This window comes from Sphingomonas aracearum (assembly GCF_003345355.1).
Lineage (GTDB): Bacteria > Pseudomonadota > Alphaproteobacteria > Sphingomonadales > Sphingomonadaceae > Sphingomonas > Sphingomonas aracearum.
Genome location: NZ_QQNB01000001.1, coordinates 843,267 through 865,179, shown reverse-complemented (window position 1 = coordinate 865,179; position 21,913 = coordinate 843,267). Strand labels below are relative to the sequence as shown.

Below are 21,913 nucleotides of genomic sequence, written 5' to 3'. Positions count from 1 at the left end.
TTTCGTGACCGGGTGGACAGGGGCGGGAGCCCGCCCTAGCCCCTGATGGTGATGCGACAGGCGATCGGCATGCTGCGCGGACGGGCAACCGTGCCGCTGCTCCTGGCGCTCGCCGGATGCAATCAACAGCAGTCCGCGCTGGTGCCGTTCGGCGAGGAAGCCGCCGTGCTGCGCCATCTCACGGTGGTGATGGTGGCGGGAGCCGTGGTGATCGCCCTGGCGCTTGCGGCGCTGATGGCCTGGGCGGTGCGCGCGCCGGAGGGCAGGCTGGGCCTGCGCGGGGGCGAGCGGTTGATCCTCGTCGCGGGCGGCGTGCTGCCGACGGTGCTGCTGCTCGGGCTGCTCGCCTACAGCCTGCCGGCGATGCGCCCGCGCGCGGTTGCGCCGGCGGACCTGCGCATCGCGGTGACGGGCGAGCAATTCTGGTGGCGGGTCCAATACGAGCCCGCCGGCGCCGCGCCGGTGACCAGCGCGAACGAGATCCGCATCCCCGTGGGCCGCACCGTGCTGTTGCACCTGGAAGGCCGGGACGTGGTGCACAGCTTCTGGATTCCCGGGCTTGCCGGCAAGACGGACATGATCCCGGGGCGGCGCAACGTCATGGCCGTGCGCGCGACGCGCGCGGGCCTTTTCCGTGGCCAATGCACCGAGTTCTGCGGCCTCAGCCACGCGCTGATGGCGTTCGACGTGGTGGCGATGCCGGCGGCCGAGTTCGATCGCTGGCTGGCCGCGGAACGCCAGCCCGCCGTCGCTCCGGCCGGTGCGGGCAAGGCGCTGTTCCTGGCGAACGGCTGCGGCGGATGCCATGCGATCCGCGGCACGGGGGCGGCCGGCGCGATCGGTCCGGACCTGTCGCACCTTGGCGGACGCACGACGATCGCGGCCGGCATGTTGCGGCCCACCGAGGCAAACATTGCGGCGTTCGTGCGCCATCCCGAACGGTTCAAGCCCGGCGTGCGGATGCCCGCCTTCCCGCAGATGTCCGAGGCCGAGGCGCGTGCCATCGCCCGCTACCTGAAAGGGCTGAAATGAGCCTCCACGCGCAGGACGATCCCGGCTTGCGCCATGCGCAGGAGGAGCGGCTGCGCGCCGCCTGGAAGCCGCCGGAAGGCTGGCTCAGGCGCTGGACGGACGTGAACAACAACCGCGTCGGCGTGTGGTACACGCTGACCGCCTTCGCCTTCATGCTGTTCGCCGGCGTGCTGGCGCTGATCATGCGCACGCAGCTCGCCGTGCCGGAGAACGACCTGGTCGGGCCGAACACGTTCAACCAGCTGTTCACGCTGCACGGCTCGGCAATGATGTTCCTGTTTGCCGTGCCGATGTTCGAGGCGGTGTCGATCATCCTCCTGCCGCAGCTGCTCGGCGCGCGCGACCTGCCGTTCCCGCGGCTCTCCGCCTTCGGCTATTGGAGCTTCCTGATCGGCGGCATCTTCGTGCTCGGCTCGATCTTCTTCAACGCCGCGCCGGACGGCGGCTGGTTCATGTATCCGCCGCTCACCACCCGAACGGACCTCAGCGGGCTGGGCGCCGACATCTGGATGCTCGGCCTGTCGTTCATCGAGGTGAGCTCGGTGGCGGCGGCCGTGGAGCTGATCGTCGGCGTGCTGAAATGCCGGCCGCCGGGCATGCGGCTGAACCTGATGCCGCTCTACGCCTGGTACATCCTGGTGGTGGCGGTGATGATCCTGTTCGCCTTTCCGCCGCTGATCGCGGGCGACGTGCTGTTCGAGATGGAACGGCTGCTCGGCTGGCCGTTCTTCACGGCCGAGAAGGGCGGCGATCCGCTGCTGTGGCAGCACCTGTTCTGGATCTTCGGCCATCCGGAAGTCTATGTCATCTTCCTGCCGAGCATTGCGCTGTTCGCGATGCTGATCCCCACGTTCGCGCGGCGGCATCTGCTGGGCTATCCGTATATCGTGCTGGCGGCGGTGGGGACGGCGTTCCTAAGCTTCGGCCTGTGGGTCCACCACATGTTCGCCACCGGCCTGCCGAAGATCAGCCTGGCGTTCTTCTCGGCGGCATCGCAGGCGGTGGTGATCCCCACCGGCGTGCAGATCTTCGCCTTCATCGCGACGCTGGCGGCCGGCCGCGTGATCTTCTCGACGCCCTTGCTGTACGCGACCGGCAGCCTCGCCATCTTCGTCATCGGCGGGCTGACCGGCGTGATGGTGGCGATCGTGCCGTTCGACTGGCAGGCGCACGACACGTATTTCGTCGTCGCGCACCTCCATTACGTGCTGATCGGCGGCACGCTGATGCCGCTGTTCGCCGGCCTTTATTATTACTGGCCGCTGGTGACGGGCAAGAAGCTGTCGGACCGGATGGGGCGCACGGCGTTCTGGATGCTGTTCGCCGGCGCCAACCTTGCCTTCTTTCCCATGCACCTGTCGGGCCTGATGGGCATGCCGCGGCGCGTGTTCACCTATCCGAGCGAACTGGGGCTGGGCGGGCTCAACCTGGCGTCCACCCTCGGCGCGTTCCTGTTCGCGGCGGGCGTGCTGGTGGTGGTGGTCGACATGGCGCTGTCGCCGCCGCGGGCCAAGGCGAAGCGCAATCCATGGGATGCCGGCACGCTGGAATGGCTGGCGCATCCCGATGACGAGGATTGGGGCATCCGCTCCGTGCCGCTGATCGAGACGCGCTACCCGATCTGGGACCAGCCCGGCTTCGTCGCCAAGGTTGACGAGGGCCGCTTCTTCCTGCCCGATGCCGAGGAAGGCCGGCGCGAGACGATCATCACCTCGGTGCTCGACGCGCGGCCGGTGGCGGTGCTGCGGCTCGGCACGCCGAGCTTCGTGCCGATGCTGACGGCCATCGCGGTGGGCGGCGTGTTCATCCTCACCACCTATCACCTGTACTGGTGGGCGCTGGCGAGCGGCGTTGTCGCGCTCGGCTTCATCCTGCGCTGGCTGTGGAGCACGGCGGAGATCCCGGAAAAACCGTGCAAGCCGATCGGGCACGGGCTGGAGCTGCCGCTGTACATCGCCGGCCCGCAGGCGCCGGGCTGGTGGGCGATGTTCATCACCATGCTGGCGGATGCCACGGCGTTTTCCGGGCTGGTGTTCGGCTATTTCTTCTTCTGGACGGTGCATACCGGCTTCCCGCCGCCCGGCGCGGGACCGGGTGCGGCATGGCCGATGATCGCGCTCGCCCTGACGGCGGCGAGTTGGGGCGCGACCCTTGCCGCGCGCGAGCTGCATCGGCGCGGCGGCGTGGCGCCGGCGCGGCTGCTGCTCGGCGCAGGAGCGCTGCTGTCGATCGGCTCGGTGGGGGCGGGGCTGGCGGGGCCCTGGCTGTCCGGGCTCGACCCGGCAGCGGCCGCCTATCCGGCGATCGTCTGGACGCTGGCGATCTGGACCGCCGCCCATGCCGGCATCGCCGCGATCGCGCAGCTCTACGCGCTCGCCCGCAGCCTGGCGGGGCGCACCACACCGTCCCACGACGCCGACGTGGGCAACGTGACGCTGTACCTCCATTTCCTGCTGTTCACCGCCGTGGTCGCCTATGCCACGATCGGCCTGTTCCCGGAGGTCGCATGATCGAGCGCCTGCGTGCCCGCGCCCGCTCGCTCAACGTCACCTTGTGGACGCTGATCGTGCCGCCGACCGTGTGGGCGGCGCATTTCCTGTTCTCCTACCTGTGGGCGGCGATCCGCTGCGCCAAGACCGGCAGCTTCTCCACCGCGCCGGGCGTGTTCTGGGCCTGCACGATCCTGGCGCTGCTCGTCATCCTTGCCTCCGGCTGGATCGCGCGGGTGCAGTCGCGCACGCCCGGCGATCATCCCCCTCACGAGGAGGGCACGGAGACCGACCGGCTGCGCTTCCTGGCCTATGCCACCATGTTGCTGGCCGGCCTCAGCTTCGTCGGCGTGCTGTTCACCGCCGCGCCGGTGCTGTTTCTGAGCGATTGCCGGTGAAGCGATCCGCGATCCTTGCTGCGGCTCTCGTGGCCCTGGCCATCGCCGCCGGCACGCGCGGGATGACCGGGCACATGGCCGCGCACATGATCGCCGTCGCCCTCGCCGCGCCGGCGCTGGCGCTTGCCCTTCGCGGCAGCCGGTGGGAGCCGGCGGCCCTACTGGCAAGCCCGCTCGCCTGGTCGGTGCTGGAGCTGGCGACCGTCTGGTTGTTGCACCTGCCGCAGGTGCGCATGGCGGCGGGTCATGCGACGGTGGCGATGGTAGCGGAGATCGGCTGCTTCCTGCTGGTGGGCACCGGTTTGTGGTCGGCGGTGCTCGCGCATCGAGGGCAGGCGGGCGCGGCGGGCATCGGCGCGCTGCTGCTGACGTCCATGCACATGACCCTGCTCGGCGCGCTGATCGGGCTGGCGCCCCGGCCGCTTTATGCGGGGATGGCGCATGGCGCGCCTTGGGGGCTGGGCGCGTTGGAGGATCAGCAACTGGCGGGTGTGGTGATGCTGCTGGTCGGCGGCGCGAGCTATCTGCTCGGCGCGCTGGCGGTGCTGGCCGGCATGTTGCGGCAGGGGGAGGCGCAGGCGGCATGACGGTTCGCATCACCTGGAAGCGCGTGCTGGCGGCGTTGCTCGCGCTGGCGCTGGCCGGATTGGCGGTCGGCTGGTCGGGCGCGGTGAACGTCGCGGCGTCCAGCGGCCATTGGCCGGTCACCGACTGGTTCCTCCACTGGGTGATGCGCAACTCGGTAAAGACGCGCAGCCATTTCGATGCGCCCAAGCAGCCGGCCGACGCGACCGGCCTGGTCAGCGCCGCCGGGCATTTCGCCGCTTCCTGCGCGGTGTGCCATGGAGCCCCCGGGCTGGGCGCGTCGCCCGTCGCGCGCGCTGCGACACCCCCGGCGCCGGACCTGTCGGTGAACGCCAGGGAGTGGAACGACCGCCACCTGTTCTGGATTCTGAAGCATGGCGTGAAGTTCAGCGGCATGCCCGCCTGGCCGGCGCAGGACCGGGAGGACGAGGTCCGCCGCATGGTCGCGCTGGTCCGTCGGCTGCCGGGCATGACGCCGGAGATGTTCGCGCAGCTGACGGGCGGGGCGGCGGCGATCGCCGGCTCCAACCGGTTCGAGACGTGTGCCGGTTGTCACGGCAGCGATGGGCGCGGGCGCGGGCAGGGCGACATTCCGGTGCTGGGCGGGCAGCGCTTCGAGTATCTGCTGGCCAGCCTCAAAGCCTATCGCACCGGCGATCGACACAGCGCGGTGATGGGCAATGCCGTTGCGCGGCTGAGCGAGGCGGACATGCGGGCGCTGGCGGCGCGGTTCGCGGCGATGCCGGGCCTTGGTGCGCCGGCCGGGGGCAGCGACCCGGAGGCGGAGCGGATCGTGCGCGAAGGGCTGCCGGATCGCGAGCTCCCCGCCTGTGCGAGCTGCCATGCGCCGAACAAGCCCTATCCGGTGCTGAACGGGCAGAAGGCCGCCTATGTCGCCGGGCGCCTGCGTCGCTGGCGCGGCGACGAAACGGTGGTGGATGCGCGCAAGACCCACGCCACCATGCCGGTGATCGCACGGCGCATTCCAGAGGAGATGATCGACCGGCTCGCCCGATACTATGCCGGGCAGGCGCGGAACTAAATCTGCATCAACCCGTTTGCGGCCAGTCCGGGTTCGATCCCGGTGCACCCGAAAGCGGGGGGAACCCAGAACATGATCGTCAACGGCATCACCGTGTCGCCGCCCGCGGACCCGCGGGTTTCGCTGCTCGACCTACTGCGCGAGGAGCTGCACCTGCCCGGCACCAAGAAGGGCTGCAACCAGGGCGCATGCGGCGCCTGTACCGTGCTGGTGGACGGTGAGCGCATCCTCTCCTGCCTGGCGCTGGCGGTGCAATATGAGGGGCGGGAGATCACGACGATCGAAGGGCTCGGCGCGCCCGGCGCGCTGCATCCCTTGCAGGCCGCCTTTGTCGAGCACGACGGCTTTCAGTGCGGCTATTGCACGCCCGGGCAGATCTGTTCGGCCGTCGCCATGGTGGAAGAGGTGCGCCGCGGCGTGCCCAGCCACGTCACCGCCGACCTTGCCGCCGAGGAGCTACTCCTGACGCCGGAGGAACTGCGCGAGCGGATGAGCGGCAATCTATGCCGCTGCGGCGCGCACAACGGCATCGTCGCGGCGATCACGGAGTTTGCGGAGGCCGGCCGATGACTCCGTTCCGCTACACCCGCGCGGTCGCCGCCGGCGATGCGCTGCGCCAGGGCGGGCAGGCAGGCGCGCGCTATCTGGGGGGCGGCACCAACCTGGTCGATCTGATGCGCGAGACGATCGAGCGGCCGGAAGCGCTGGTCGACGTGACCGGCCTCTTCCACGCGATCGAGGAAACGGCGGACGGCGGCCTGCTGATCGGCGCCGCGGCGACTAACACCGCGGTGGCCGAACACGCGCTGGTCCGCCGCCGCTACCCGCTGTTGTCCCGCGCCATCGTGGCGGGCGCCTCGGCGCAGATCCGCAACATGGCGACGGTCGGCGGCAACCTGCTCCAGCGCACGCGCTGCACCTATTTCTATGACAACGAGGGATCGCGCTGCAACAAGCGCCGGCCGGGCGAGGGATGCGACGCGATCGGCGGGTTCAACCGCATCCACGCGATCCTGGGCGCGTCGGCCGATTGCGTCGCGACGCACCCGTCGGACATGTGCGTCGCGCTGGCGGCGCTGGACGCGACCGTGCACCTCGGCAGCACGCGCGGCGATCGTCGCCTGCCGCTGACCGACCTCCATCGGCTGCCCGGCGACCGGCCCGACGTGGAGACGATGCTGGAGCCGGGCGAGCTCATCACCGCGATCGAGCTGCCGCCGCTGCCGCTGGCGGCGCGCTCCACCTACCGCAAGGTGCGCGACCGGGCGAGTTATGCCTTTGCGCTGGTTTCCGTCGCCGCCGCGCTGGAGGTGACGGACGGACGGGTGCGCGACGTGCGCCTCGCGCTCGGCGGTGTGGCGCACAAGCCGTGGCGCGCGTGGAAGGCGGAGGAAGCGTTGCGCGGGCAACCCGCGACGGAAGAGGCCTTCACCGCGGCCGCGCTCGCCGAGCTGGCGGACGCGCTGCCGCTGAAGGACAACGGGTTCAAGATCGAGCTTGCCCGCCGCACGATGGTGGCGGTGCTGGGCGAGCTGGCGGGAGCGGGCGCATGAGCATGCTGGAAGATGCCAAGCAGGCCGCCAAGGGCATGGCGCAGCAGGCGGTGGGCAAGGCGATCCAGCTCGCGCCCGACAGCTGGATGCCGGGCGGCCGGCCCGATCCGCTGATCCGCGAGCAGCACGGCCAGATCGGCCGGCCCGTCTCGCGCATCGATGGCCCGCTGAAGGTCGGCGGGCAGGCGCGCTATGCGGCGGAGTTCGCGCTCGACGGCATGGTCTATGCCGCGCTCGCCTACAGCACGATCGCGCGCGGGCGGATCCTGGCCATCGACACGAAGGCGGCGGAGGCGGTGCCCGGCGTCGTGCTGGTGATGACGCACGAGAATGCGCCGCGCATGAACAAGGTGCCGTTGTTCCTGACCGACCAGAAGGCCGCGGGCGGCGTCGACCTGCCGATCTTCCAGGATCCGGAAGTCCATTGGAACGGCCAGCCGGTCGCCGCCGTGCTCGCCGAAACGCAGGAGCAGGCGGACCATGCGAGGTCGCTGCTGCGCATCACCTATGAAGAGGTGCCGGCGATCACCAGCTTCGCGGGCGCCAAGGCCAAGGGAAAGCATCCGGGCGTGTTCATGGGCAACCCGCTCAACATCCGCATCGGCGACGCGGAGGAGGCGCTGGCTGCCGCGCCCTTCAGGGTGGACCAGGCCTATGAGACGCCGCGGCACAGCCACAACGCCATCGAACTCCACGCCTGCACCGTGGCGTGGGAGGGCGACCGCCTGCGCGTGCACGATGCGTCCCAGCTGGTGGCGCACACCGCCTGGAGCCTGGCGCAGGTGTTCGGCATGGAGGAAAGCCAGGTCCACGTTTCCTCGCCGTTCGTCGGCGGCGGGTTCGGCGGCAAGTGCCTGTGGAACCACCAGGTGATCGCCGCCGCCGCCTCGAAGCTGGTGGATCGCCCGGTACGCCTGACGCTGTCGCGCGAGGGCGTGTACCGCGTGGTCGGCGGGCGCACCTCCACCGAGCAGCGGGTGGCGATCGGCGCATCGGCGGACGGCACGTTCGAGGCGCTGATCCATACCGGCACGGTGGCGATGAGCCCGCACAACCAGCTGCCCGAGCCCTTCATCCTGCCGGCGATGAGCGTGTACGGCGCGAACGCGTTCAAGCTGGAGGTGGACGTGGCCTATATGGACATGCTCGCCAACACCTTCATGCGCGCGCCGGGCGAGGCGGTGGGCACGTTCGGGCTGGAATGCGCGATCGACGAGCTGGCCGAGGCAATCGGCATGGACCCGATCGACCTCCGGCTGAAGAACGAGCCCGACAAGGATCCGGTGACCGGCGCGCCCTTTTCCATCCGCGAGGTGGAGAAGATGTGGCGCGACGGGGCCGAGCGCTTCGGCTGGTCGGATCGCGCGCCCGTCGCCAGCCGGCGCGAGGGCGAGTGGCGGATCGGCACGGGCGTGGCCGGCGGCACCTATCCCTATTACCGCATGCCCGGCGGCGCGGCGCGCATCACGCTGCGCCAGGACGGGCACGCCACCATCGACATCGCCGCGCACGACATGGGCATGGGCACCGCCACCGCGCAGACGCAGGTCGCGGCGGACCGGCTCGGCCTGCCGATGGACGCCATCACCTTCAACTATGGCGACAGCACGCTGCCCGGCGTGGTGCTGGCCGGCGGATCGCAGCAGACCGCCTCGATCGGCGCGTCCGTGATCGCGGCGCACCGCCTGCTGGTGAAGGAGCTGCTGCAGCTCGCCGGCAACGACTCGCCGCTCGCCGGCCTGTCGGTGGAGGAGGTCGGCGGGCTGGACAACGGGCTCGCCAGCCTGGCCGACCCGTTGCGGCACGAGACCTATGCCTCCATTCTCACCCGCGCACAGCGGGGCACGCTGGTGGTGGAAGGCACGCCGCCGCCGCCGCTGGAGACCATGCATTGGTCGATGCACAGCCATTCCGCGCTGTTCTGCGAAGTGGGGGTGAACGCAGTGACCGGCGAAGTGCGCGTCCGCCGCTTCCTCGGCTCGTTCGATTGCGGGCGCATCCTCAACCCCAAGACGGCGGCCAGCCAGTTCCGCGGCGGCATCATCATGGGGCTGGGCATGGCCTTGATGGAGGAAACGCAGTTCGACGAGCGCAAGGGGCGGATCATGAACCCCAGCCTCGCCGAATATCACCTGCCCGTGCACATGGACGTGCCCGAGATCGACGTGATCTGGACCGACGTGCCCGATCCGCACGCCCCGATGGGCGCGCACGGGGTGGGCGAGATCGGCATCACCGGCGTCGGCGCGGCGGTGGCCAACGCGATCTACAACGCCACCGGCAGGCGGGTGCGCGACCTGCCGATCACGCTGGACAAGCTGCTCTAGCGCCGCGACCGTCCTTGCGAGCGTAGCAAAGCAATCCAGGGTTCCGCGGGTTGCCCTGGATCGCTTCGCTGCGCTCGCAACGACGAGTGAGCCAGCCCCATGTCATCCTGCTCTAGCCAAGCGGCGCCGGCGGCAATATATACCGCGCGTTATGGAAAGTGCCGTTTTGCCAGCGCCCAAGGGTCGCCCGCGCGAATTCTGCGTCGATGGAGCGCTTGCGGCCGCGCTCGGCGTGTTCTGGGCCAAGGGCTATGAGGGCGCATCCATGGCCGATCTCACCGCGGCGATGGGCATCACCAAGCCGAGCCTCTATGCCGCGTTCGGCAACAAGGAAGCCCTGTTCCACAAGGCGCTGGACCTCTACGAGGCCGAAAAGCTCGCTTATACCCGCGAGGCATTGCAGCAGCCCACCGCGCGCGCGGTGGCCGAGCACCTCCTGCGCGGCGCGCTGGAGGCGATGGCGGGCGGATGCGACCCGAAGGGCTGCCTGGGCGTCATCAGCTCCACCGCCTGCGGCGCGGAGGGCGAGTCGATCAAGGCGCATGTCACCGAGCGGCGGCTGTCGTCCCAGGCGGCGATGGCGGCGCGTTTCGAGCAGGCGGCGGCGGACGGCGACCTGCCGGCGGAGGTCTCCCCCGAATCGCTGTGCCAGTATCTCTATGCCATCCTGCAGGGCATGGCCGTGCAGGCCGGGGCGGGGGCCAGCCATGCCGATCTCGAGCGGGTGGTGGAAACCAGCCTGATGATCTGGCCGGGCAAGTAGGCGCGGGCGACCGTTTTCCTGAAAACGTACTGAGCGGTACAGAAAGCGATTGACGGACGCCGGTCCGATTTCTATACCGACCAGTATAGAAGATTGGCAGCTCCTCTTCGTTCCGTCGCTCCGGGTATCGGCCCTGCGCGGCCGTCGAGTTGCGCCCAGCGAAGGGGAAACACGCATGGCCTATGTCGCATTCAACGAGCCCGGCGCCGCCGCCCTGGCCGATGCCGTCGCGGGAACGACGATCGCCCCCGATGAGGGCCGCCTGAGCGCGCTGGAATGGTCGGTGGTGGCACTCGCCCGCCGCGACAGCCTGAGCTCGCTGCGCACCCCCGGCCGCATCGCGGTGGCGATGCGCGTGGTCCTCAAGACCCCCAACCCCCGCCTCGCCGACGAACGCCTGGAAGCGCTCCGCCGCATGGCCGTGCTGGCGTGGCACCACAACTATGCCGTGCCCGGGCACGAGGTGAAGGCGTTCCTGGCGGCGGGGTTTACGCTGGCGCAATACGATACGATGATGGCGAGCCTGTCGGCGGCACGGATGTCGATCAAGCAGTAGCTCTCTTCGTGGTGAGCCTCCAGACTTACCTAAAACTCAGTTCAGGCGCTACAAATCCCTTAAAGTCTTGAGGACGTCTTCTACGCGGCCCTCAGTAGTCTTCTGCCCAACCAGTTCGTATAAATTGCGAAGTTTTATTGCGAAATCTATGGCTGGATAATCCCTAAATTTATATAGATCGGCAGACGCTACATTATCAATCAAATTTAGTTCTTTGTCGAATAACCATAATTCAAACTCACTCCCACTATCTCTCTCATGATCTATATGGACGATATACTCGCCGACCAGGGCTTCGTATGAGTTTGCAATTGTTCGGGACGACCACTTCAGCGCGCCTGATCTGGTTTTTTGATCCAAAGAGGATATTAGCTCTTTGTAGCTAGACTCACTGCTGTGCATTTTGCACTTCCTTCTGAGCTGTTACGATTGTATGCTCAAGAATATTAACTTGTATTCTTATGCTTTTTATTATGTCGGAAGAATCGAAACCTTTGATGCCCTTACTTGAAATATCCTGCAGTAGTTGGATTGACTCGAGAAATGTTTGAAGGTTGCGGTCTGTAAGCTTATCTTCACCGCCAGTATATTCGAGATCGCCTTTTAGTCTATGTAATAGGCTTTGCCCTTCCCAGAGGCTATCAGAAGCAGAAATCCAATCGTGATTTCGCATATAGATAATAGATTTTTCAAAATATTTGATCACCCTGGCCGCTTCTACAGAGGCATCCGAATGTTTTAGCCTAGTTTTGAAACTTTCTAGTGCAATCGATACGGAGTCGGTTGCAGACTTTGTTCTTCTAATTTGCCAAAGCGTAATGACAAAACCGAGAACTGAAATCACCAGACCTACTATGGTTAATATAAGGCCCCAACCGCCAACGAGATAGCTGTTGTTTGGATCAAAGACCGCGTGCATTCCGCTTTGATGCCAGAAAAGCCTCCAAACGCAATAGCTACTCCGCCGCCACCTGCTCCACCTTCGTCCGCAACAACGGCGCCAGATACTTCCCCGTAAAGCTCCGCGGTTCCTTCACCACCGTCTCCGGCGTGCCGACGGCAACAATCTCGCCGCCCTTCACGCCGCCTTCCGGCCCCAGGTCGATGATCCAGTCGGCGGTCTTGATCACGTCGAGATTGTGCTCGATCACCACCACGGTGTTGCCTTGCTCGACCAGCGCGTGGAGCACCTCCAGCAGCTTGCGCACGTCCTCGAAATGCAGGCCGGTGGTCGGCTCGTCGAGGATGTAGAGCGTGTTGCCGGTCGCGCGACGCGCCAGTTCCTTGGCGAGCTTCACGCGCTGCGCCTCGCCGCCGGACAGGGTGGTCGCCTGCTGGCCGACCTTGACATAGCCCAGGCCCACCTCGACCAGCATCGCCATCTTCTCGCGGATCGGCGGCACCGCCTTGAAGAACTCGGCGGCGTCTTCCACCGTCATGTCCAGCACGTCGGCGATCGACAGCCCCTTGAACTTCACCTCCAGCGTTTCGCGGTTGTAGCGCGCGCCGTTGCACACGTCGCAGGTGACGTAGACGTCGGGCAGGAAGTGCATCTCGATCTTGAGCACGCCGTCGCCCTGGCACGCCTCGCAGCGGCCGCCCTTGACGTTGAAGGAGAAGCGGCCGGGCTTGTAGCCGCGCGCCAGGCTCTCCGGCAGGCCCGCGAACCAGTCGCGGATCTGGGTGAAGCTGCCGGTATAGGTTGCGGGGTTGGAGCGGGGGGTGCGGCCGATCGGCGACTGGTCGATGTCGATCACCTTGTCGAGATGCTCGAGCCCGGTGATCCTGTCGTGCTTGCCCATCAGCACGCGCGCGCCGTTCAGCTGCCGCGCGGCGGCGGCGTAGAGCGTGTCGAGCGTGAAGCTGGACTTGCCGGAGCCGGACACGCCGGTGATGCAGGTGAAGGTGCCCAGCGGGATGCTCGCGCTCACGCCCTTCAGGTTGTTGGCGGTGGCATTGTGCACCGTCAGCTTCTTGCCCGTGCCCTTGCGGCGCTTGGCCGGCACCGGCACCTCGCGCACGCCGTTGAGGTAATCGGCGGTGACCGAGCCTTCGTGCGCGAGCAGTTCGGGCAGGGTGCCCTTGGCGACGATCTGGCCGCCGTGCACGCCGGCGCCCGGCCCCATGTCGATCACGTAATCGGCGGTGCGGATCGCGTCCTCGTCATGCTCGACGACCAGCACGGTGTTGCCGAGGTCGCGCAGGCGGCGCAGCGTCGCCAGCAGCATGTCGTTGTCGCGCTGGTGCAGGCCGATCGAGGGCTCGTCCAGCACGTAGAGCACGCCGGACAGGCCGGAGCCGATCTGCGAGGCCAAGCGGATGCGCTGGCTCTCGCCGCCCGACAGCGTGCCGGAGGTGCGGTCGAGGTTGAGGTAATCGAGCCCGACATTGTTGAGGAAGCCGAGCCGCTCGACGATCTCCTTCAGGATGCGCTCGGCGATCGCGCGCTGCTGGTCGTTGAGGTGATCGGGCAGCGACTGGAAGAAGGCGAGCGCATCCACCACGGAGAGGTGGGTGGCGTGGCTGATATCCTCGCCGGCGATCTTCACCGCCAGCGCCTCGGGCTTCAGGCGCGCGCCGTGGCACGTCTCGCACGGCTTGGCCGATTGATACTTGCTCAGCTCCTCGCGCATCCAGGCGCTCTCGGTCTGGAGCATGCGGCGGTTGAGGTTGCCGATCACGCCCTCGAACGGCTTCTTCACGTCGTAGGACTTCTTGCCGTCCACGAAGGTGAGGGTGACGGCCTTGCCGCCCGTGCCGTGCACGATCGCGTGCTGCACCTCGGGCGCGAGGTCCTTCCACGCGGTGTCCAGCGTGAAGCCGAGCTCGCGCGCCAGGCTGCCCAGCACCTGCATGTAATAGGGGGAGGGCGGGTTGCTCTTCGCCCAGGGCACCACCGCGCCCTTCTTGATCGTCAGGTCGTGATTGGGGACGACCAGGTCCTCGTCGAAGATCAGCTTCTCGCCCAGGCCGTCGCACACCGGGCAGGCACCCTGCGGCGCGTTGAACGAGAACAGGCGCGGCTCGATCTCGGCGATGGTGAAGCCGGACACGGGGCAGGCGAAGCGTTCGGAAAAGACGATGCGGTTCTCCGGCACGCCGGCGCCCTTCATCTTCTTGGGGCTGTCGGCGCCCGGCCCGATCGGCGCTTCGCGGACGTGCGGTGCCGTGGCGACCGCTTCGGCCACCGTCGTATCCGCCAGATCGACATAAGCGAGCCCGTCGGCGAGCTTCAGCGCCGTCTCGAAGCTGTCGGCCAGCCGCGTGCCGATATCGTCGCGCACGACGATGCGGTCGACCACCACCTCGATGTCATGCTTGAACTTCTTGTCGAGCGCCGGGGCCTCGTCGATCTCGTGCAACTCGCCGTCGATGCGCACGCGGGTGAAGCCGGCCTTCTGCCATTCCAGCATCTCCTTGCGATACTCGCCCTTGCGCCCGCGCACGACCGGCGCGAGCAGATAGGCGCGCGTGCCCTCCGGCAGCGCCAGCACCCGGTCCACCATCTGGCTGACGGTCTGCGCGGCGATCGGCAGGCCGGTCGCGGGCGAATAGGGCACGCCCACGCGCGCCCAGAGCAGGCGCATGTAATCGTAGATCTCGGTCACCGTCGCCACCGTCGAGCGCGGGTTGCGGCTGGTGGTCTTCTGCTCGATCGAGATGGCCGGCGACAGACCCTCGATATGATCGACGTCCGGCTTCTGCATCAGCTCCAGGAACTGGCGCGCATAGGCCGACAGGCTCTCGACATAGCGCCGCTGCCCCTCGGCATAGATGGTGTCGAAGGCGAGGGACGACTTGCCGGAGCCCGACAGGCCGGTGATCACCGTCAGCGTGTCGCGCGGGATGTCGATGTCCACGCCCTTGAGGTTGTGCTCGCGCGCGCCGCGGACGGAGATGTGGGTCAGCATGGAGTGGCGTGTTCCAGATTTGTTCGGATCGGGCAAGATCGGGAAAGGCGTTCTCGTCAACGCCGTTGCGCACCCAGATGGTTCCGCGAGCGGCACTCTTCAATTGCCCGGGCGGCGCCATGTGATTGTCGCTGGCGCGCCGCTGCGGTAGGTTGCGCCATGCTGTTTCCGATCCTTGCCGCCTTCGGCCTGCTGCCCTCCATTCCGGGGCAGGCCGCCCCGCGCCCGGCCTGCACTGCGCCCGCGCCGGTGCCGCGCGAGCTGGCCGGCTGGGCCGCGGCACGCCCCCTCAAGGCCGCGGCGCGCGCGACGCAGCTCGGCACGGCCGAGATCGAGGTGGGGGTCGGCTATCGCCTGGCGCTGGCGCCACAGGCGCAGGCCACGCTGCCGATCGCACCGGGCAAGGCGCCGGCTGCCGATGCGAGCGGCGGGCTGCTGGGCTTCACCGTGGTCCGCGCGGGCCGCTACCGCGTGGCGCTCGGCGCGGGCGCGTGGGTGGAGGTGGTGCAGAACGGACAGGCGCGTCCGTCCGTGGCGCATGGTCACGGTCCGGACTGCACCGGCATCCGCAAGATGGTGGATTACGACCTCACGCCGGGCCGCTACATCCTGCAACTGTCCGGCAGCCCGCAGGCGGGCGTCACCGTGCTCCTCGCCGCCCTCGATCAGCGGCCCAGCGCATAGACCACCCGCACGCCGGCATTCTCGATGCCGGGGTTCTGGCGCGAGAACAGCCTGGCGTGGCTGTAATGTTCGTAGGCGATTTCCACCGCCCAGCGCCGGTCGAGCCGCAGGCCCAGCGAGAGGTTGGGGTTGAACAGCACGCTGGAGCCGAAGGACGTGCGGTTCGCATAGACCTCAAACCGGTCGAGCCGTTGCTGCCGCGTCAGCCCCGGCGCAAAGGGATCGGGCGTGAAGCGGTAGCCGGTCTGATACGCAATGCCGACGCCGCCCTGCAGGTAGAGCGAGCGGGCGAGCGATTGTCGCCATTCCAGCCCCCCGGAGAAGAAGCTGGTCCGCCCGTCCGTGTTGATCTGCGCCTTGGCCACCGCATGCGGGCGCGCCAGCCAGCGGAGCCGGTCGAAGCGCCTGCTGCGCCAGCCCAGTTCCACATCCACCGTGCCGCCTTCCTCGGCGCTTTCCAGCAGATAGCCGTCCGGCACGCTGCGCCACAGCGTCAGGCCGTGCGCGAGCACGCCGCTGAACAGTTCCGGGCGCGACGGAGCGGCCTCCTGCGCCGCTGCAGGTGCGGCGACCAGCGCCAGCACCAACCCCGCCCATCTCGTCCGCATTCCCTTCTCCCGCCCGTCCTGTCGAGAGTGGCAGGCTGTGCCGCGCCGCGCTAGGCTTCCTGAATGCTGACCCGTCGCTCCCTTGTCGCCGCCGCCGCCATGGCTGCCCTGCCGCTCCCCGCAAAGGCCGCCGCCGACGAGGACTGGGCGGCGCTGGCCGCCGACGTGAAGCGCGAGATGGCCTGGGCGTGGAGCGAGTATCGCAAGGTCGCCTGGGGGCAGGACGAGGTGAAGCCGGTGTCCGGCACCGGACAGAGCTTCCTGATCCCGGGCGCCAGCGTCGGCCTGTCGATCGTCGAGGCGCTGGATACCTTGTGGCTGATGGGCCTGGATGCGCAACTGGAGGACGGCATGCGGTGGATCCGCGAAAAGCTGCGCTTCGATCTCGACGGCGATGCGCAGGTTTTCGAGGCGACCATCCGGCTGGTCGGCGGGCTGCTCTCCGGCCATCTGGCGACCGGCGACAAGCGGCTGCTGGAACTGGCGCACGATCTCGCCACGCGCATGATGCCGTGCTTCGACACGCCGACCGGAATGCCGATGCGCTACGTCAACCTGGTCACCGGCAAGACCCGCGATCCGCAGAGCTTTCCGGCGGAGGTAGGCGGCGGCATGGCCCCCGAGTTCGTCACGCTTTCCCGCCTCACGGGCGAGAAGAGGTTCGGCGAGGCGGCGATCAACGCCATGCTGGCGCTGCATGCCAAGCGCTCGAAGCGCAACCTCGTGGCGGACAGGATCGACGTGCAGACCGGAGCCTGGCTGTCCCGCCGTGCCACCGTCGCGCCGCCGACCGACAGCTGGTTCGAATATCTCTGGGATACGTGGCGGCTGACCGGCGACACCCGGCTGCGCGACGCATACCGGGTGGAGACCGCGGCGGTCCTCGCCAACTGCGCCGACCGCACCACGGGCGACCTGTGGTTCGCCAATGTGGATGTCGAGACCGGTGCCAGGCTGAACCTGCGACAAAGCGAACTGTCGGCCTTCTACCCCGGCCTGCTTTCCGAAGGCGGCGACCATGCCGCCGGTGTCGCGGCGATGGCCGGTTGGGAGAAGGCGCAGGCGCGCTGGCCCGTGCTGCCCGAGGCCTTCGACCCGACCGACTGGTCGATCCGCGCGGCCAGCAACGCGTTGCGCCCGGAGGTGGCGGATGGCGCCTTCACCTTGTGGCTGAAGGACCGGAGCCCGCGCTGGCGCCGGCTGGTGCGCGATCATTTCCGGGCCATGCAGAAGCACAACCGGGCCGCGCACGGCTTTTCCGGGCTCACCGACGTGACCACCGGCGCGCAGGACGATGCCTGTCCCGGCTATTGGTGGTCCGAGCAGATGAAATATTACTGGCTGATCTTCAGCGACACGAAGCGCTTCGACTATCGCGACAACTACCTTTCCACCGAGGGCAACGTGTTGCGTGGTTTCCGCCGCTGAGCCTCTGGCGGCGCAGGCGGGTGTGTCTTACATGTGCGACACACGAAGGAGTCCTCATGGCCAAGAAGAAGCCCAAGCTGAAAAAGACCATCGCCGGCGTGAAGGTGCCCAAGGAGCTGCGCAAGAAGGGCGCGGAAATCCTGGAAACCGCCAGCAGCCCGGGCGGGCGTGAGCTGATCGCCACCGGCATCGTCGCGCTGGCCGGTCTGGCGGCGACGAAGAAGGGCGGTCCGCTGGCCGCCGCGATCGGGCGCGAAGGGGGCAACCATGCCCGCACCATCGCCAATGCGATGGGCGATGCCGCCGGCGTGCTGATGGAGAAGCTCAGCAAGTAATCGCGCGCAGGGCCCGGGCCGGGCCGGCGCACCGCCTGTTCAATCCCGCAGCTTGCCTCGCCAGGCGAGGCTCTGGCGGTTGAGGGCGACGAGGTCCGCCTCGTTCGCGATCACCGCCCGGCCCAGGGCGACGGCGCGGGCGAGCAGGGGTTCGGCGATGTGGCGATAGGCCGGCCGCTCGCGCACCACATCATACCAGCGACCGCCCACCGCCGCGTCCAGCAGGATGCGCTGGAAGCAATGGTCGGCCCGCACCGGCCAGCGCCGCTCGCCGGCCAGCGCGGGCAGGCGGTCGCGGGTGAGCGACAGCCATTCGGCCTCCAGTTCGGCGCGCGTCATCACGGTCCAGCGCGCCGGAAGCAGGGCGGTTCCTCAACCCTGGGCGGTGCCGGACAGGGGCATGCAGGCGCGCAGGGCCGCTTCGCATTGCGGACGCTGCAGCAGGTGGAAGTGTCGCGGCGTCATGCCCAGGAACGTATGCGCATCGCGCAGGAAGTGCGAAACGTCGTAGTAGCTGGGATCGATCGCGCGATAGTCGGTGGCGGCCGACAGGCGCGTCACCCGCTGGTACGAGCGCAGGAAGCGCGCCCGCCGCAGCAGCACCTTGGGCGTCATGCCGAAATAGCGAAGCGAGAGGCGGCGCAGGGCATGGGGCTCCACGCCCAGGCGGGTGGCGACCTCCCCGATCTCGGCAAAGCTGTTTTCCAGGATCATCGTGGTAAGCCCGCGAAGGATCGCCTCGTCCGGGTTGGGCGGGCCGAGCAGATCGGGCAGCAGCCTGTCCAGTGCAGGCTTCAGCTGTTCGGCCGGCACCGTCGCCAGTTCGGCGGCGAGCCGTTCCGCCACCCCGGCACCCAGCATTCGTTCGGCCGGGGTCACCTGGTTGTGCAGATCGCTGGCCCGCCAGCGCGTAAGCCGCGCCCAGCCGAGCGCGCTGATCCCGAACCCGATCGTCACCCCGCCGCCCTCGCGCACTTCCATCGCCTTGCTGGTCGGCCCGTACAGCGCATACTGCGGCACGGGATCGATGTGGCGGCCGCCGATCGTCACGGCGGTGGGACCGTCTATCCGCAGCATCAGGCGGATATAGGCGGTGCCGGGCAGGATCCAGCTGGTCCGCTCATCGGCGGCGGCCTGCGGCACTTCATAATGATGATAGGCGGTGAACCAGTCGGCCACCGATGCGTCCGGACGATCGTAGCGGATCGCCGACGCCACCGATTGCGCCGGAGCGCCCGGCAGCCCGGTGTCAGACGGAAGCATTTCGTTGAGCTGCAACAACGACATACGATCTCCCCCGTTCGCCGATTCCCCCGAGGGCGAACGGGTTTTTGTACAGATCGTAAGACCGCGCCGGTCAATATCCCGAACGGAGTACGCATCCGGTTTGGACGCGTTCAATGCCCCGGCGCCGGATCAGACGTGGATCGGCTTGCCCGTCACCGCCATCGCCGCTTCCTTGATCGCTTCCGAATGGGTCGGATGGGCGTGGCAGGTATAGGCGATGTCCTCGCTGGTCGCGCCGAACTCCATCGCCTGCGCCGCCTGCGCGATCATCGTGCCGGCGACGGAGGCGATGCACCACACGCCGAGCACGCGGTCGCTCTTGGCGTCCGCGATCACCTTCACGAAGCCGCCGTCCTCGTGATTGGTCTTGGCGCGGCTGTTGCCCGCCATCGGGAACTTGCCGACCTTGATCTCGCCGTTCGCCTTGGCCTGCTCCTCGGTGAGGCCGACGCCGGCGATCTCGGGCCAGGTGTAGACGACCGAGGGGATCACGTCGTGGTTCACGATGCCGTGCTGGCCGGCGATGTTCTCGGCCACCGCGATGCCCTCGTCCTCGGCCTTGTGCGCGAGCATCGGGCCGGGCACGACGTCGCCGATCGCCCAGACGCCGTCCGCCTTGGTGCGGAAGTCGTGATCGATCTCGATCTGGCCGCGGTTGTTCACCTCGATCCCGATCTTGTCGAGTGCGAGGCCTTCGGTGTTGGGGCGGCGGCCGATCGACACGAGCACGCAGTCCGCCTCGATCGTCTCGGCCGCGCCGCCGGCGGCGGGCTCGACGGTGATCGTCGCCTTGTCGCCAGCGACCTGAACGCCGGTCACCTTGGTCGACAGCTTGAACTCGAGGTCCTGCTTCTTGAAGATCTTGTTGGCTTCCTTGCGCACTTCGCCGTCGAAGCCGGGCAGCACCTGGTCGACATATTCGACCACCGTGACCTTCGCGCCCAGGCGACGCCACACCGAACCGAGCTCCAGCCCGATCACGCCGCCGCCGATCACGACGAGGTGCTCCGGCACCTTCGGCAGCTCCAGCGCGCCGGTGCTATCGACCACCACCTTCTGGTCGATCGTCACGCCGGGCAGGGCGGTGACGGAGGAGCCGGTGGCAATGACGATGTTCTTCGCCGTCACCCTCTGGCCGGCGACGTCGACGGTGTGCGCATCCTCGAACGCGGCGCGGCCCTTCAGCCACGTCACCTTGTTCTTCTTGAACAGGAACTCGATGCCGCCGGTCAGCTGCTTCACCGCGTCGCGGCGCTGCCCGTGCATCGTCTCCAGATCGAGCTCGGGCGTCACCTTGATGCCCATCTTGGCCATCGCGCCGTTCGCCGCGGCGTCGAAATACTCGCTCGCGTGCAGCATCGCCTTGGACGGGATGCAGCCGACGTTGAGGCAGGTGCCGCCCAGCGTCTCGCGGCTCTCGGCGCAGGCGGTCTTGAGCCCCAGCTGCGCCGCGCGGATCGCGGCGACATAGCCGCCGGGGCCGGCACCGATCACCAGGACGTCATAGTCGTACGTTGCGTCTGCCATTTTCATCTCCGTTCCCCGGCGGAGGCCGGGGTCCAGTTGCGGGGCAGATGTGGTGATCGCTGCGCCCGGTTACATCTGCCTTCCCAACTGGGCCCCGGCCTCCGCCGGGGAACAGGCACTTACAGGTCGATCAGAATGCGCGTCGGGTCCTCGATCGCGTTCTTGAGCGCGACCAGGAAGGTCACCGCCTCGCGGCCGTCGATCAGGCGGTGGTCGTAGCTGAGCGCCAGGTACATCATCGGGCGCACCACCACCTGGCCGTTCACCACCACCGGGCGATCCTCGATCCGGTGGAGGCCCAGCACGGCCGACTGCGGCGGGTTGATGATCGGCGTGGACATCAGCGAACCGAACACACCGCCATTGGAGATGGTGAAGGTGCCGCCCTTCATCTCGTCCATCTTCAGCGTGCCGTCCTTGGCGCGGCGGCCGAAATCGCCGATCGTCTTCTCGATGCCGGCGACCGACAGGTTCTGCGCATCGCGGATCACCGGCACGACCAGGCCGTTCGGCGCGGACACGGCGACCGAGATGTCGGCATAATCGTGGTAGACGATCTCGTCGCCCTGGATCTGCGCGTTGACCGCGGGAATGTCCTTCAGCGCCATGGTCGCGGCCTTCACGAAGAAGCCCATGAAACCCAGGCGCACGCCGTGCTTCTTCTCGAACAGGTCCTTGTACTTCGCGCGCGCCTCGATAACCGCCGACATGTCCACGTCGTTGAACGTGGTCAGCATCGCGGCGGTGTTCTGCGCTTCCTTCAGGCGCTTGGCGACCGTCTGGCGCAGGCGCGTCATCTTCACGCGCTCCTCGCCACGACCCGAGGAAGGCGCAGCGGCCGGCGCCGAGGCCGGAGCCGACGGGGCGGGCGCGGTCGTCTTGGCGCTGGCGGCGGCGGCGATGTCTTCCTTGGTCAGGCGGCCGTCGCGGCCCGAGCCGGTGACGGTGGACGGATCGACGCCCGTCTCCAGCACCGCGCGGCGCACGGAGGGCGACAGCGCGGCAGGCGCGTCGCTTGTCACCGGGGTGGCGCCATGGTTGCCGTAGCCGCCGGCCACCGGCGGGGTTTCGCCGGACGGGGCAGCCGCCTTCGGGCTCTCCGTCACGGCCGGCTGCGGGGCGGGGGCTTGCGCAGGCGCGCCGTCACCGGCCTCGATCGTCGCGAGCAGCGCGCCGACTTCCACCGTGTCGCCCACCTGCACCGCATGCTGGCCCATCACGCCGGACACGGGGGAGGGGACCTCGACCGAGACCTTGTCGGTCTCCAGGCTGGCGATCGGCTCGTCGGCCGCCACCGCGTCGCCGGGCTGCTTCAGCCACTCGCCGACGGTCGCTTCGGTGATCGACTCGCCCAGCGTGGGCACGTTCACTTCGGTTGCCATCACGTA

20 protein-coding genes are annotated in these 21,913 nt (G+C 68.2%); 13 read left to right on the top strand and 7 right to left on the bottom strand.

Going from position 1 to position 21,913, the window contains the following annotated elements; translation table 11 throughout:
• Positions 1 to 51 precede the first annotated feature (51 nt).
• The 10 genes from coxB to DVW87_RS04190 all read left to right on the top strand — a co-directional run bounded on the left by coxB (position 52) and on the right by DVW87_RS04190 (position 10,745).
• The gene (coxB, locus tag DVW87_RS04230) at positions 52 to 1,032 is read left to right on the top strand and encodes a cytochrome c oxidase subunit II (protein ID WP_239017744.1); all 981 of its coding nucleotides are present in this window, start codon (positions 52 to 54) and stop codon (positions 1,030 to 1,032) included.
• Positions 1,029 to 3,542 carry a cytochrome c oxidase subunit I gene (gene ctaD / locus DVW87_RS04225; RefSeq protein WP_114686469.1) on the top strand — a complete coding sequence of 838 codons (2,514 nt, stop codon included), beginning with the start codon at positions 1,029 to 1,031 and terminating at the stop codon, positions 3,540 to 3,542. The genes coxB and ctaD overlap by 4 nt, the downstream gene beginning before the upstream one ends.
• Entirely contained in the window at positions 3,539 to 3,919 is a 381-nt protein-coding gene (locus DVW87_RS18270; RefSeq protein ID WP_239017743.1) for a hypothetical protein, read from the top strand. Before ctaD ends, DVW87_RS18270 begins: the two co-directional genes overlap by 4 nt.
• Positions 3,916 to 4,506, top strand: coding sequence for a cytochrome c oxidase assembly protein (locus DVW87_RS18265; protein ID WP_239017742.1), 591 nt, complete (start codon positions 3,916 to 3,918; stop codon positions 4,504 to 4,506). The genes DVW87_RS18270 and DVW87_RS18265 overlap by 4 nt, the downstream gene beginning before the upstream one ends.
• Positions 4,503 to 5,546, top strand: a complete 1,044-nt coding sequence (locus DVW87_RS04215; RefSeq protein ID WP_114686467.1) for a c-type cytochrome — start codon at positions 4,503 to 4,505, stop codon at positions 5,544 to 5,546. The genes DVW87_RS18265 and DVW87_RS04215 overlap by 4 nt, the downstream gene beginning before the upstream one ends.
• Positions 5,547 to 5,618: 72 nt before the next feature.
• Positions 5,619 to 6,116, top strand: coding sequence for a 2Fe-2S iron-sulfur cluster-binding protein (locus tag DVW87_RS04210; protein ID WP_114686466.1), 498 nt, complete (start codon positions 5,619 to 5,621; stop codon positions 6,114 to 6,116).
• Entirely contained in the window at positions 6,113 to 7,099 is a 987-nt protein-coding gene (locus DVW87_RS04205) for an FAD binding domain-containing protein (protein ID WP_114686465.1), read from the top strand. The genes DVW87_RS04210 and DVW87_RS04205 overlap by 4 nt, the downstream gene beginning before the upstream one ends.
• The gene (locus DVW87_RS04200) at positions 7,096 to 9,426 is read left to right on the top strand and encodes a xanthine dehydrogenase family protein molybdopterin-binding subunit (RefSeq protein ID WP_114686464.1); all 2,331 of its coding nucleotides are present in this window, start codon (positions 7,096 to 7,098) and stop codon (positions 9,424 to 9,426) included. Before DVW87_RS04205 ends, DVW87_RS04200 begins: the two co-directional genes overlap by 4 nt.
• A gap of 151 nt (positions 9,427 to 9,577) precedes the next feature.
• Positions 9,578 to 10,189, top strand: a complete 612-nt coding sequence (locus DVW87_RS04195; RefSeq protein WP_114686463.1) for a TetR/AcrR family transcriptional regulator — start codon at positions 9,578 to 9,580, stop codon at positions 10,187 to 10,189.
• A 175-nt stretch (positions 10,190 to 10,364) separates the two neighbouring features.
• Complete coding sequence (locus DVW87_RS04190) at positions 10,365 to 10,745, top strand: hypothetical protein (protein ID WP_114686462.1); 381 nt, start codon at positions 10,365 to 10,367, stop codon at positions 10,743 to 10,745.
• Between the two features lie 388 nt (positions 10,746 to 11,133).
• Here DVW87_RS04190 and DVW87_RS17750 read toward each other — a convergent pair whose 3' ends face one another.
• Positions 11,134 to 11,664: a hypothetical protein gene (locus tag DVW87_RS17750; protein WP_147276211.1), complete on the bottom strand. Its 531-nt coding sequence runs from the start codon at positions 11,662 to 11,664 to the stop codon at positions 11,134 to 11,136.
• Positions 11,665 to 11,701: 37 nt separating this feature from the next.
• On the bottom strand, positions 11,702 to 14,656 hold the full coding sequence (gene uvrA / locus DVW87_RS04185) for an excinuclease ABC subunit UvrA (protein ID WP_114686461.1): 2,955 nt from the start codon (positions 14,654 to 14,656) through the stop codon (positions 11,702 to 11,704).
• A gap of 159 nt (positions 14,657 to 14,815) precedes the next feature.
• Here uvrA and DVW87_RS04180 point away from each other — a divergent pair, with 159 nt between their 5' ends.
• On the top strand, positions 14,816 to 15,340 hold the full coding sequence (locus DVW87_RS04180) for a hypothetical protein (RefSeq protein WP_114686460.1): 525 nt from the start codon (positions 14,816 to 14,818) through the stop codon (positions 15,338 to 15,340).
• Here DVW87_RS04180 and DVW87_RS04175 read toward each other — a convergent pair.
• A complete protein-coding gene (locus DVW87_RS04175) occupies positions 15,322 to 15,948 on the bottom strand; it encodes an acyloxyacyl hydrolase (RefSeq protein WP_114686459.1) in 627 nt (208 codons plus the stop codon). The genes DVW87_RS04180 and DVW87_RS04175 overlap by 19 nt on opposite strands.
• 63 nt (positions 15,949 to 16,011) lie before the next feature.
• Between DVW87_RS04175 and DVW87_RS04170 the strand changes: the two genes are divergently transcribed.
• Together DVW87_RS04170 and DVW87_RS04165 are read left to right on the top strand one after the other, a co-directional pair.
• On the top strand, positions 16,012 to 17,376 hold the full coding sequence (locus DVW87_RS04170; protein ID WP_114686458.1) for a glycoside hydrolase family 47 protein: 1,365 nt from the start codon (positions 16,012 to 16,014) through the stop codon (positions 17,374 to 17,376).
• A 56-nt stretch (positions 17,377 to 17,432) separates the two neighbouring features.
• Entirely contained in the window at positions 17,433 to 17,711 is a 279-nt protein-coding gene (locus DVW87_RS04165) for a hypothetical protein (protein ID WP_114686457.1), read from the top strand.
• A 39-nt stretch (positions 17,712 to 17,750) separates the two neighbouring features.
• On the opposite strand, the gene DVW87_RS04160 is transcribed toward DVW87_RS04165, so the two are convergent.
• From DVW87_RS04160 to odhB, 4 genes are all read right to left on the bottom strand, one after another.
• Positions 17,751 to 18,050: a GCN5-related N-acetyltransferase gene (locus DVW87_RS04160; protein WP_114686456.1), complete on the bottom strand. Its 300-nt coding sequence runs from the start codon at positions 18,048 to 18,050 to the stop codon at positions 17,751 to 17,753.
• 33 nt (positions 18,051 to 18,083) lie between these two features.
• Entirely contained in the window at positions 18,084 to 18,974 is an 891-nt protein-coding gene (locus DVW87_RS04155) for an AraC family transcriptional regulator (protein ID WP_181814716.1), read from the bottom strand.
• A gap of 153 nt (positions 18,975 to 19,127) precedes the next feature.
• Positions 19,128 to 20,525 (bottom strand): dihydrolipoyl dehydrogenase, encoded by a 1,398-nt coding sequence (gene lpdA, locus DVW87_RS04150; protein WP_114686454.1) that lies wholly within the window; start codon positions 20,523 to 20,525, stop codon positions 19,128 to 19,130.
• 119 nt (positions 20,526 to 20,644) lie between these two features.
• Complete coding sequence (gene odhB, locus DVW87_RS04145) at positions 20,645 to 21,907, bottom strand: 2-oxoglutarate dehydrogenase complex dihydrolipoyllysine-residue succinyltransferase (protein WP_114686453.1); 1,263 nt, start codon at positions 21,905 to 21,907, stop codon at positions 20,645 to 20,647.
• Positions 21,908 to 21,913 lie beyond the last annotated feature (6 nt).